The organism is Halalkalibacter alkalisediminis (assembly GCF_028610705.1).
Classification (GTDB): domain Bacteria; phylum Bacillota; class Bacilli; order Bacillales; family Bacillaceae_D; genus Halalkalibacter; species Halalkalibacter alkalisediminis.
In genome coordinates, this window is sequence record NZ_JAQQWT010000001.1 from 83699 (window position 1) to 95939 (window position 12241).

The 12241-nt window shown below is 36.5% G+C and carries 10 protein-coding genes; 9 read left to right on the top strand and 1 reads right to left on the bottom strand.

The features are described from left to right. Window positions 1-352 precede the first annotated feature (352 nt). From PQ474_RS00395 to PQ474_RS00415, 5 genes are all read left to right on the top strand, one after another. Window positions 353-1654, top strand: coding sequence for a sugar ABC transporter substrate-binding protein (locus tag PQ474_RS00395; RefSeq protein ID WP_273839530.1), 1302 nt, complete (start codon window positions 353-355; stop codon window positions 1652-1654). A gap of 137 nt (window positions 1655-1791) precedes the next feature. After that, window positions 1792-3123, top strand: a complete 1332-nt coding sequence (locus PQ474_RS00400) for a sugar ABC transporter permease (protein ID WP_273839531.1) — start codon at window positions 1792-1794, stop codon at window positions 3121-3123. 6 nt (window positions 3124-3129) lie between these two features. Further along, window positions 3130-3975 carry a sugar ABC transporter permease gene (locus tag PQ474_RS00405; RefSeq protein WP_273839533.1) on the top strand — a complete coding sequence of 282 codons (846 nt, stop codon included), beginning with the start codon at window positions 3130-3132 and terminating at the stop codon, window positions 3973-3975. Between the two features lie 349 nt (window positions 3976-4324). After that, window positions 4325-5341, top strand: a complete 1017-nt coding sequence (locus PQ474_RS00410) for a LacI family DNA-binding transcriptional regulator (RefSeq protein ID WP_273839535.1) — start codon at window positions 4325-4327, stop codon at window positions 5339-5341. 413 nt (window positions 5342-5754) lie between these two features. Next, window positions 5755-7422 carry a glycoside hydrolase family 13 protein gene (locus tag PQ474_RS00415; protein ID WP_273839537.1) on the top strand — a complete coding sequence of 556 codons (1668 nt, stop codon included), beginning with the start codon at window positions 5755-5757 and terminating at the stop codon, window positions 7420-7422. 185 nt (window positions 7423-7607) lie between these two features. On the opposite strand, the gene PQ474_RS00420 is transcribed toward PQ474_RS00415, so the two are convergent. Next, window positions 7608-8216, bottom strand: coding sequence for a lytic transglycosylase domain-containing protein (locus PQ474_RS00420; protein WP_273839539.1), 609 nt, complete (start codon window positions 8214-8216; stop codon window positions 7608-7610). 254 nt (window positions 8217-8470) lie between these two features. Here PQ474_RS00420 and PQ474_RS00425 point away from each other — a divergent pair, with 254 nt between their 5' ends. The 4 genes from PQ474_RS00425 to PQ474_RS00440 all read left to right on the top strand — a co-directional run bounded on the left by PQ474_RS00425 (window position 8471) and on the right by PQ474_RS00440 (window position 12157). Continuing rightward, window positions 8471-8854, top strand: a complete 384-nt coding sequence (locus PQ474_RS00425) for a hypothetical protein (RefSeq protein ID WP_273839540.1) — start codon at window positions 8471-8473, stop codon at window positions 8852-8854. Window positions 8855-9079: 225 nt separating this feature from the next. Beyond that, complete coding sequence (locus PQ474_RS00430; RefSeq protein ID WP_273840268.1) at window positions 9080-9946, top strand: carbohydrate ABC transporter permease; 867 nt, start codon at window positions 9080-9082, stop codon at window positions 9944-9946. After that, a complete protein-coding gene (locus PQ474_RS00435; RefSeq protein ID WP_273839542.1) occupies window positions 9946-10773 on the top strand; it encodes a carbohydrate ABC transporter permease in 828 nt (275 codons plus the stop codon). The genes PQ474_RS00430 and PQ474_RS00435 overlap by 1 nt, the downstream gene beginning before the upstream one ends. Window positions 10774-10858: 85 nt before the next feature. Next, window positions 10859-12157 (top strand): ABC transporter substrate-binding protein, encoded by a 1299-nt coding sequence (locus PQ474_RS00440; protein WP_273839544.1) that lies wholly within the window; start codon window positions 10859-10861, stop codon window positions 12155-12157. Window positions 12158-12241 lie beyond the last annotated feature (84 nt).

Below are 12241 nucleotides of genomic sequence, written 5' to 3' on the forward strand. Positions count from 1 at the left end.
TGCGTATTTATTTGTATTTAGGTACATAAAAATAGAAGTTCATGATAAAGATAAAAATTATTTTTCAAAAAGGTATTGTCAATAAAGAGCAGGAATCGTATAATAAAGCCATGAGTTGCAACCGTTTTCACTTTCTGTATAAAATGGGTGTTTTTTTTTAGAAATATTTATGCAAGCGATTGCGCTATTTGCACAAAAAGTTTCAGTGCTTTGCACTCGTAGCTTTTTAATATTAAGCGAATAGGGAAATTTAAGTCGCTAATATTAAGAGGAGGTGGGCAGACGACCTTATAAAGAATTTTTAATCATATTAAGTTAGCTATTTAAAATAAGAATTTGGGGGTTTTGTAGAATGTTTAAAAAATCATTTTTGTTAACATTGGTCTTACTGCTATCAATTTCATTGTTATTAGTAGCTTGTGGCAAAACAGCTGAAGATACTCCAGAAGAAACAGCGCCAGCGGAAGATGGTGTTGGTGAAGAAGCAGTAGATTATGAAGTTGTTCCTGAAGAAGGTGCCGAACTATTACTTTGGAGTGACGGTGATCAGCAACTAGAATGGGCTCAGCTTATGGCTGAGAAATTTGAAGCTGAATATGGAATTCCGGTTCAAGTAGAAGAAGTAAACCAAGAGGATGCACCAGAGCGTTTGGCGACGGATGGACCTCAAGGATTAGCAGGTGACGTCTTTGCTTCTACACATGATCGTATTGGACGTGCTATTTCTGCTGGGTTAGTACTTGAGAACTTCTGGCCAGAACAATACAAAGAAGAGTTTATGGAAGCTGCAATTACTGCAACCTCATTTGACGATGAGCTTTACGGGTATCCAAGTGGTATTGAAACGTATGCACTATACTACAACACTGATTTAGTTGAAGAAGCACCTGAAACAATGGATCAATTGTTTGAGATTGCGAACGATCTAACTGAAGGTAAACAATATGGAATTATGATGGAACCTCAAAACCTGTATTTCTTGTATGGTTTCCTTGGTGGTTATGGCGGTTATGTATTTGGTGACGAAGGTACAAATCCAGAAGATATCGGACTAAATAATGAAGGTGCTGTTCAAGGTACACAAGATGTATTAGTAAGAATGCGTGATGAGATTTTACCAGGAATGGCTAATGAAGACATCACTTATGATGTTAGAACTGCTTTATTTGAAGAAGGTAATTTAGCATTTGATATTAACGGTCCTTGGGCTGTTCGCGGTTATGAGCAAGCAGGGGTAAACTTTAATGTTGCACCACTTCCGGTGCTAGCAAATGGTGAAAATCCAACAAGTTTCTCTGGTACTCGTGGATTTTATGTAAATGCATATACAGAATACCCGGAAGCAGCATCATTACTTGCTCAATTTATTACGAATGAAGAAAACCTATTGTTATCTTATGAAATTACAGGAGCTTTACCTCCGCGCTTTGCCTTAACGGAGCATGAAGATATTCAAAGCAACCCCATTTCAGTTGGTTTCTTAGAGCAAGCTACACATGCTGTTCCAATGCCAAATATTCCTGAAATGCCTCTTGTTTGGGAACCGATGGAAGCAGCATTTGCTGAGATTTGGAATCGCAATGCCGATGTTCAAGAATCTTTAGATCGTGCTGTTAATACAATTGAGACAGCTATAGCAGAACAACAACAATAATATTAAATTTGCTTTAGCGTTGTTAATTAATAATAATGGGTCAGTGAGTGTGGTTTATCGGAAACATCCCCCTAAGCCACCTCACTGATTAACCATTGTACATGACATTTATGTACAGGTAGAAGGGGGAAGGAATTATGTCAAATAATATAGAAACGCAAGCGTCCCATAAAGACAAAAGCCATAGCAAAATAGCAGCGTTGCTGTCTGTTTTCTTTATGGGACTTGGTCAGATTTACAACAAGCAATATTGGAAAGGTTTAGTTTGGGCGTTGTTTGAACTCATTGTACTGATCTTCTTTGTCAAGCCAATAGTAAGTGGGTTGCACGGATTAATCACATTAGGCGAGACACCTCAAGTTAGACAAAGAGGACGTATCGTTGATCCTGGTGACCATTCTATTTTGTTAATGGCTGAAGGGCTTATGATGGTGATCGTTCTCATTGGTGTATTAGCCATTTATTACTTTAGTGTTCGTGATGCGTATCTTGTTGGAAAGCTGCGTGAACAAAGACAACCGATTATGGGCTTTAAACAGTCTGTTCGTAATGTCTGGGAAAATGGATATGCTTATATCTTAATTATTCCAACTGCAATATGTATGCTATTGTTAACTGTTTTTCCACTTGTTTTTACAGCTTTGATAGCTTTTACCAATTTTTCATCGCCTAATTATTTGCCTCCAAGGGCTTTAGTTGATTGGGTTGGGCTTGAGCAGTTCATTCGCTTATTCACAATGGAATCATGGAGAGGAACATTTCTTGGCGTTTTCTCTTGGACGTTTATTTGGGCTATATTATCTACACTACTTGTTGTTTTTGCGGGTCTTTTTGTTGCCGTTGTATTATCGCAGAAGGTAGTGAAATACACAAAGTTTTGGAGAAACATTTACATTATTCCTTGGGCAATTCCAGGGTTTGTAAGTATCCTTATTTTTAGAAATATGTATAATGGCCAGTTTGGGGTTATTAATGAAATGTTACGAACGGTTGGATTAAATCCAATTCCTTGGTTGTCAGATCCAATGTGGGCAAAGGTAGCCGTATTATTGACAAACCTTTGGTTAGGTTTCCCTTTCTGGATGGCGTTATTTACAGCTGTTTTAACAACTATTAGTAAAGAGCTTTATGAAGCAGCTGAAGTGGATGGAGCGAGCATTGTTCAACAGTTCCGTAAGATTACATTTCCGATCGTAATGGTAGCTGCTGTCCCTTTGATGGTTTTCACCTTCGCTTTTAATTTTAATCAGCTGACTTTTATCTATTTAATGACTGAGGGTGGACCAGCAAACGCGAACTATAACTATGCTGGTCATACAGATATCTTGTTATCCTGGATCTTTAAAATGACATTAGATAATGGACAATATGCGATTGCCTCGGCTGTTGCTTTAGTGGTCTTCCTGATCATTGCTGGGTTTGCGTATTTCAATTTACGAAATACAAAAGCCTTGAAAGGAGACGTGTGATAGAACATGTTTAGTATAAAAATGAAAAGAGCCATTAATTATGTTATTGTTTATGGTATTCTAATTGCCCTAGCGATCATTTGTTTATTTCCAGTTTATTTCATTTTCATTGGATCGGTTAACCCTGGGTCGTCATTGCATTCATCTCAAATTTTTCCCAGTCCTGCTGATTGGAATTGGGGGCATTACAGAGCATTATTCGAAAAACATGATTATGTAACCTGGTATAAAAACACAATGTTTATCGCTGTTTCTAATATGGTTATTTCGACTGTATTTGGAGTGTTATCTGGTTACGCGTTTTCAAAATTTAGGTTTAAAGGAAAGAAACAAGGCTTAATGGCGATCATTATTTTACAAATGTTCCCAACTATTATGGGGATGATTGCCATCTATACTTTATTAGGATCTTTTGGTCTTCTAGATACTCATCTTGGTTATATTCTAGTATTAGCTGCAGGAAGTGTTGCGTTTAATACTTGGATTGTAAAAGGCTTCTTTGATGGGATACCAAATAGCTTAATGGAAGCAGCTCGAATTGATGGAGCATCAAATACAGAGATCTTTATTAAAATTATGCTTCCGTTAGCGATGCCAATTATTACTTTTATCGCATTTAATAGTTTTATTGCAGCAAGTATGGACTTTATTATGGCTGAAGTTATTCTTAGATCTAGTAGCAACTGGACGTTGGCTCAAGGCTTGTTTACATTAGTTTCTGGGCAAGCGAATAACAACTTTACTGTCTTTGCTGCTGGAGCAGTACTAATTTCTATTCCACTCATGGTTTTATTCTTTGTCTTCCAACGTTACATTGTTGAAGGAATGACAGCGGGTGCTGAAAAAGGCTAATGGAGATCTAAAGTAGGTGGTAGTGTTGTTTAAAAGGTATAAAGTAATGTCAATTATTTTAATGGTGCTTGCTTTTGGCTTGTTTATCTACTCTGCATTGTTACTTTGGATGGTAACAACGACATAGATTAACTTGAAGCAATGGGCTCAGCGCTGCCTCGCAATAGCCAATATATAAGGCTAGAGTCAAATTAGCAGTGAGCAAAGCCCATTTCTTCTTTTTCTATTTTCAAATGCGTTCGTGTTGAATCGATTAAACTGGACGTATATTCGTAAAAAATTTGATTGTCTATAAAGTTTGTAAACGCTAAAATAGGAGAATAGAAAATACAGGCAGGAGGTGATACCGATGGCGGTCACTATTAAAGATGTCGCTAAACGGGCAAATGTTGCACCGTCGACGGTATCTCGAGTTATTGCAAATAGCTCACGCATTAGTGAAAAAACAAAAGAACGAGTAAGAGAGGCAATGAAGGAATTAGGCTATCACCCTAATTTTAATGCGAGAAGTTTAGCGAATAAGAGCACGAAAACGTTAGGAATTGTCATGCCGAACTCTGCTAAAATTGCTTTTCAAAACCCGTTTTTTCCAGAGGTTATTCGCGGGATTAGTATGAAGGCTTATCAAGAGGGATATGGTCTTTACTTATCTACTGGACAAACTGAAGAAGAAATCTTAGAAGAAGTAGAACAGATGGTGTACGGTGGAAGAGTAGATGGGATCTTACTTCTATACTCAAGAGTGAATGATAAAGTTATGCCTTTTTTAATTGAACAGAACTTTCCTTTTGTATTGATTGGTCGACCTTATAATATAGATGAAGACCAAGTTACCTATGTAAATAACGATAATTTCAAAGCGGCTAAGACCGTTACAGAATATCTTATGTTACTAGGGCATGAGAGAATTGGATTTATAGGTGGGAATTTAAATTTTGTTGTTACAATTGATCATATGAAAGGCTACGAGCAAGCGTTAAGCAATGCTAATATCCCTTTACGAAAAGACTATATTGTACATCATGAAGAGTTGCAGGAAGGTGGACAAGACGCAGTCATAGAATTGATGTCAATTGAGCAGCGACCAACTGCTCTTATTGTTGCGGATGATATTATGACATTCGGTGTTTTAAAAATGCTTGCCGATATGAATGTAAAAGTGCCTGGTGATATGTCCATTGTCAGTTTTAATAATGTAATGATATCTGAGTTGTCATCTCCAACGATGACAACTGTCGATATCCACATTTATGAATTGGGCTTTGAAGCTACTAAATGCTTAATCGGTAAAATTAATGAGCCTAATTTCAGTGTGAAAAAGGTGATTGTTCCTCATAAACTAGTTAAAAGAGAATCTTGTAAATAATGAAGAGGAGCTTAAAGTTGCTCCTCTTTTCTCTTTGAATGAAACGTGTGCACAAGAAGTTATAAGGGAGTTAGTGGTTGATTGTGCTTTATCATTCAAATCATGAAAGTCTTCGATTCTGATCATGTAGATATAAACAATAAACAGCTTTATTACGGCAACTACAACGATGTATAAAATCATGCCGATATTAAAATAGTCACTTTCCGGCCACATGAGGCACGGATATACCGAATCTGAACTTAGGATGTTTACATCGGATAAAGGTCTGAAATAGCTTTGTTCTAACAGCTTAACATGTAGCGTACATTTAGAAAATTAGTGGATAAAATTAAGTGATACAAATACTGCGCAAACGATTGCGCTAATGATGTAAATATGATATTTTAAGGTTAGACGAGGAGGAAGAAGATATGGAATATAAATGGTGGAAAGAAGCAGTAGCTTATCAAATTTATCCACGTAGCTTTATGGATTCGAATGGAGATGGAATTGGTGATATTCAAGGAATTATTGCGAAGCTAGATTACTTAAAGGATTTAGGAATTGATGTAATTTGGATTTGCCCAATTTTCTCTTCACCTAATGATGATAACGGTTACGATATTAGTGATTATAAAGGAATTATGGAAGATTTCGGGACGATGACTGATTTTGATCAGCTTTTAAAAGAAGTACACAATCGTGGCATGAAACTTATCCTAGATCTAGTGATAAATCATACATCGGATGAACACCCGTGGTTCATAGAGTCACGTTCGTCTAAGGATAATCCTTATAGAGATTATTATATCTGGCATGATGGAAAGAATGGCCAAGAACCGAACAATTGGGAGTCGATCTTTGGAGGTTCGGCTTGGGAATATGATGAGAAAACGAAACAATACTTCATGCATGTATTCTCACGTAAGCAACCTGATTTAAACTGGGAAAATTCTGATGTGAGAAAAGACCTTTACGACATGGTAAACTGGTGGCTAGATAAGGGAATCGATGGCTTTCGTGTAGATGCAATCTCTCATATTAAAAAGGTAAAAGGATTCCCGGATTTACCGAATCCAAAGAAGAAGAAATATGTTTCCTCTTTAGATGGACATATGAATCAAGAAGGAATTCAAGTGTTCTTAGATGAATTAAAGCGAGAGACCTTTGATAAATACGATATTATGACTGTTGGGGAAGCTAATGGCGTTAAGGTGGAACAGGCAGAGGAATGGGTTGGTGAGAGGAACGGTTGCTTCAATATGATTTTCCAATTTGAACATTTAGGTCTTTGGGGAAAAAGTATTGATGGTGGATTAGACCTGGAAGCACTAAAAGAAACATTAACGAGATGGCAAGAGGGACTTGATGGCATTGGATGGAATGCTTTATTCCTAGAAAATCATGATCAACCTCGTTCTGTTTCCACCTGGGGAAATGATCAAGAGTACCGAAATCAATCAGCTAAAGCACTTGCGACTATGTATTTCCTCATGCAAGGCACTCCTTTTATCTATCAAGGGCAAGAGATTGGCATGACAAATGTACAATTTTCTTCGATTGAGGATTACAATGATGTTGCTATAAAGAATTTATACCGAAATGAGATTGAAGAGGGTACACCACATGAGGAGATCATGGAAATCATTTGGAAAAACGGACGTGATAATTCACGAACTCCAATGCAATGGAGTGACCTGGAGAACGCTGGATTTACAAGTGGGACACCATGGTTAAAAATGAATCCTAATTTCACTGAAATTAATGTTCAACAATCGATTCAAGACCCAGATTCTATCTACCATTATTATAAAAACTTGATTCAGCTAAGAAAAGAGCAACCAGCACTAATTTATGGTAGCTATGAACTTATATTGACAGATCATACTGAAATTTATGCTTATACTAGGACGCTTAATAACGAGAAAATATTAATTATCACCAATCTATTTTCGCAAGAAACAGAATGTGTCTTGCCAACCGATATGATAGACTCTTCCTTGACTCTACTTTTGAGTAATTCAGATGTTACGTCAAAGGAAGATAACAAGTATCTTGTTTTAAAACCATATGAAGCTAGAGTTTACAAAATAAATTAATCGAAACATTTGTTGGTTAAAACAGTTGGCCTTTCAGGCTAACTGTTTTTACTTAATATGTAATTTTTTCTTAAAGAAGCATGTAGCAGTGTTAGATGGGGGTGTCCAATATTCCAGTAGAAAAAAGATGTTTTAGTGGACTAATTACAATAATCGTTAGGTGCTAGAGAAGCTAACTTTGAATTTCACTCATAGCAAGGAGTAGTAAACTCTAATACAGCAAACCCTTCCTCATACAAAAGATGAAAGTGTTGCACCTTCTCTACATATTCCTGACTATGATTGTATGCGAATAAAGCGGCTTCAAGGTCATTATCAGATGCGCCATGATCAGCTAAGTACTTTGCAGCTGAAAATGCAGCATCGATCATATTGTAAGGATCTGCTATTCCGTTTCCAGAAGCGTCCATTCCGTAGCCACCAAACTCTTGAATTAAGTTAACATCTGTAATATCTATGTCGTCTTCAATTTCACCTAATGAAGTCCCTGGATATTGCCAGCCTATCCATGTTCTTGGCATAAATTGAAAATGTCCAATAGCCCCTGCATGGCTCACTAATGGTTCCATAGTTGAAAAGATGGTTTCAACTCGGTGGACAGCAGCTAATAACTTCCAAGGTATTGAATATTCATCTGCAGCTTTTTTGTAGATGGGAATATAGCAACTTGGAATCGAATGATCCTCTATAGTCATGTTTCCTCTATTATTTATATTTGATTCTAGGTTAATTTGAGATTCAAGTATTAATAAGAATATAAAAATAATCGTGCCAATGAAGAACTTTTTTTTCATGTATTTCTGTCACCTTTCAAAAACCTAACGGACTGTCATTAAATGCCCTTGTCAAAGGAAGATTACCTGAGCTCTGGATTAATCCTAAAGTCTCTATGAGTAAATGTCAATTAGCTCTTATAAATTGTAAAATAGATTAACAGAGTACAAATGTTTTTCTCAAAATATGATTAGTGAATTGAATTCTTGAAGATGTTCGTGTATCGTTTAAGTAAGGTCAAAATCGTTGAGAATAACGAATTTCAGGAGGGACTATGTCAACATTACGAACAATAACAGGTTTATGGAAAAATCATGAAGAAACTAGTGAACAACCGAAATTACCTGGTCTTAAAACCCGCTATTATAAAAAAAGTAGAGAAGCAATGATTGAGAATGTGACAAAACTAGTGAACAGCAACAAATTTCCTAATTGGGAGGTTTCTCAAATAGATGCAGAACGTGGAGAAGTCTCGTTAAAGAAACAAGGTGTAGGCTCTTCCATTATGGTTGTAACCGTTTTTAAAATTAATCCAATCAAATCAGCAATTGATGTGTACTGTGCGAAACAAGGTTCATTTGGAGACTTTGGTAGTAGCTACAGATTCATACTAGCCTTTTTGAATGCTCTTGATTCGGAAGTAACACCTGAAGATTAGGTAACAGGATGGCATGAGTGGATACTCGTGCTTTTTTTTTGTGGTCAAAATAGTGCACCTTTTTAGTCAATCTAGTTAGTATTCAATAGGTAACCGCTTACTTTATAATGAAAATATGAAAGCGATTACATAAAGGGCGGTGAGATAAAAGTGAAAACGGACGTAGATACAAGACCAGTAAAAGTAGATACAGAAGTAAGAAGAGTGACTAAAAATAAAGCTAAGATGAAGAAGATTTTATCATATGCTGCATTTGTTGGACCAGCACTTATATTTTTCATCGTAATTCAAATTATTCCTTTTATAATGGGTGTCTATTACTCTTTTACATCTTGGAATGGAATTAGTTCTGCTACGGAATGGGTAGGGTTTGAAAATTATAAACGAATTTTTACAAATGATGAGAGATTCTTTGATTCCTTTCTTTTTACGACAAAATTCATGTTTGCTGCAGTAGCTATTAGTAATATTATTGGTTTTTCCTTTGCTTTACTTTTAAACTCAGCATTAAAAACAAGGAACCTTCTAAGAACAGCCTTCTTTATTCCAAATGTAATTGGTGGCTTATTACTAGGGTTTATCTGGCAATTTATTTTTGTAAGAGGTTTCGCAGCAATCGGAGAACTTACAAATCTATCATTTTTTCAACAAGCTTGGTTAGGAGATGCAAAAACAGCTTTTTGGGGAATTGTCATTGTATTTGCCTGGCAAATCAGTGGATATATGATGGTCATTTATATTGCTGCCCTACAAGGTGTAGACACCTCGTTACTAGAAGCAGCAAAAATCGATGGGGCTAACGCATTTACCTCATTAACTAAAATTATTATTCCGTTAATATTGCCAGCTTTTACAATTTGTTTCTTCTTAACCATTTCAATGGCGTTTAAGATTTTTGATTTGAATCTATCATTGACTGGTGGGGGACCTTTTAACTCAACTCAATCGGTTGCAATTAACATTTATCAAGAAGCGTTTACAAACAACAATTATGGCTTAGGGTCAGCAAAATCGATTCTATTCTTCGTCATTGTTGCTATCTTTACAACGTTGCAAGTCATGATTACTAAGAAGAGGGAGGTTGAGGCGTGATGAATAAGAAATATACAAAAGGAACCTTTGTCCTAGAGATCTTTGCGATACTGATAGCCCTCATCTTCTTAGTGCCGTTCTACTTTGTAATCGCAAATTCTTTAAAAGGTTTTTCTGAAATATTAATAGATGCTGCTGCGTTACCAACTGAGTGGTTATTTTCAAATTATGTGAAGGTATGGCAGATTCTTGACTTTCCAAGAGCGTTTTGGAATTCATTGGTTATTACAGTTGCAAGTAATATCGGTCTTGTCATTATTAGTTCTATGGCTGCCTGGAAAATGGTTCGAACACCAGGGAGATTCAGTAAAATTTTGTTTGTATTCTTTGTTGCAGCGATGGTTATTCCATTCCAAACGGTCATGATTCCTCTAGTGAAATTAGGAGGAATGTTAGGAATCATGAACAGTATTCCTGGAATCATCATCATGTACTTTGGTTTTGGAGTTCCATTATCTTTATTTCTTTATCACGGCTTTGTTAAAACGGTACCGGTTGAAGTTGAAGAATCTGCTCGCATTGATGGGTGTACACAATTTGGAGTCTTTTGGAGGATAGTCTTCCCGCTTTTAAAACCAATAACCGTAACGGTTGTGATCTTGAATACATTGTGGATTTGGAATGATTACTTGTTACCACTTCTTGTTCTACAGGATGCATCTTTACGCACGATTCCGTTAGCTACTAGTTCATTCTTTGCTCAATATACAAAGCAATGGGATATGGGGCTTGCAGCACTTGTGCTAGGGATCACGCCAGTTGTTATTTTCTTCTTATTTTTGCAAAAGCACATCATTAAGGGGATCGCTTCAGGATCAATCAAATAACGTATGTTTACAAATTTTGTAGCTATCGCTACAAAAATTAAAATAGTAAGATAAAAATTAGGGGATTAGAGGAGGACAATTGCAAATGAAGCGTATATTTTTTCTTTGCTTGTCAATGTTGTTAGCAGTCGGTATTATCGCAGGGTGTTCATCTGACAAAACAGATAACGCTACTGGAGATACTGGAACAGATGGAGATTCAAATGCAGGTGGTAGTGAAGAAGTAGTTACATTGAATTTCTTCCAATTTAAAGTAGAGATTGCAGATCAACTTCAAGAAATGTTAAAAGAATTCGAAGCAGAACATCCAAATATCAAGGTGAAACTTGAAACAGTCGGCGGCGGTGCTGACTATGGAGCTGCATTAAAAGCAAAATTTGCTTCTGGAGAAAAGCCTGATATTTTTAACAATGGTGGTTTTAATGAATTAGAACTTTGGAAAGAGCATTTAGCCGATCTTTCAAATGAACCATGGGTTGAGAATTTACTACCAATTGGTAAAGTTCCAATGACGGATGAAGATGGGAAGCTTTATGGAATGCCAGTTAACCTTGAAGGGTATGGCTTTGTTTATAACAAAGAGTTATTCGAGCAAGCTGGAATTACAGAAGCACCAGCAACGATGTCTGAGTTACAAGCTGCAGTTGAAAAGTTAGAGGAAAATGGCATTACAGCATTTGCTGCTGGATACGCGGAGTGGTGGGTAGTTGGACAACATTTATTAAATATTCCATTTGCACAACAAGATGATCCTGTAGCTTTTATTGAGGGATTACATGCAGGAACAGAAACATTTGCAGGCAATAAGCACTTTGAAGATTTCAAACACGTGATTGATACAGAAATTAACTTCGGTAACGCAAATCCATTAACAACTGACTATAACACTCAAGTTACTTTATTTGCTTCAGGTGAAACAGCAATTCTTCAGCAAGGAAACTGGACTGAAAACATGATCTATCAAATTAACCCTGAGATGAACATGGCATTTTTACCAATTCCTTTAAATGATGAAGCTGATGCTAATCGTATTCCTGTAGGAGTTCCGAATAACTGGGCTATTAACAAAAACTCAGAAAATCTTGAAGAAGCGAAAATTCTTCTAGATTGGATGGTATCTTCTGAAACTGGTCAACGTTACATGACGGAAGAGTTTGCATTCATTCCAGCGTTTGATAACATCGAACCCGCGGGCTTAGGTGATTTAGGAGAATCGATTCTTGAGTATTCTGTTAATGAGCAAACGATTCCTTGGACATGGTTCAGGTGGCCAGATGGTGCAAACCAAGATTTTGCAGCTGCTATTCAAGAATACGTTGCAGGCCAAATTGAATATGAGCAAGTTCTAGAAAAATTCCAAGCAACTTGGGATAACTTAAAATAATAAACAATCTAAAGCAGAAAGCATGTCTATACGTAGACGTGCTTTCTGTCTTATACTTTAATACATGGCATGATGAGGGAGGTA

Bases quoted from the DNA above. Each gene is read 5' to 3' on its own strand.
- PQ474_RS00415 (WP_273839537.1), top strand. From the start codon at position 5,755: ATGGAATATAAATGGTGGAAAGAAGCAGTAGCTTATCAAATTTATCCA.
- PQ474_RS00425 (WP_273839540.1), top strand. From the start codon at position 8,471: ATGTCAACATTACGAACAATAACAGGTTTATGGAAAAATCATGAAGAA.
- PQ474_RS00395 (WP_273839530.1), top strand. From the start codon at position 353: ATGTTTAAAAAATCATTTTTGTTAACATTGGTCTTACTGCTATCAATT.
- PQ474_RS00400 (WP_273839531.1), top strand. From the start codon at position 1,792: ATGTCAAATAATATAGAAACGCAAGCGTCCCATAAAGACAAAAGCCAT.
- PQ474_RS00430 (WP_273840268.1), top strand. From the start codon at position 9,080: ATGAAGAAGATTTTATCATATGCTGCATTTGTTGGACCAGCACTTATA.
- PQ474_RS00440 (WP_273839544.1), top strand. From the start codon at position 10,859: ATGAAGCGTATATTTTTTCTTTGCTTGTCAATGTTGTTAGCAGTCGGT.
- PQ474_RS00420 (WP_273839539.1), bottom strand. From the start codon at position 8,216: ATGAAAAAAAAGTTCTTCATTGGCACGATTATTTTTATATTCTTATTA.
- PQ474_RS00410 (WP_273839535.1), top strand. From the start codon at position 4,325: ATGGCGGTCACTATTAAAGATGTCGCTAAACGGGCAAATGTTGCACCG.
- PQ474_RS00435 (WP_273839542.1), top strand. From the start codon at position 9,946: ATGAATAAGAAATATACAAAAGGAACCTTTGTCCTAGAGATCTTTGCG.
- PQ474_RS00405 (WP_273839533.1), top strand. From the start codon at position 3,130: ATGTTTAGTATAAAAATGAAAAGAGCCATTAATTATGTTATTGTTTAT.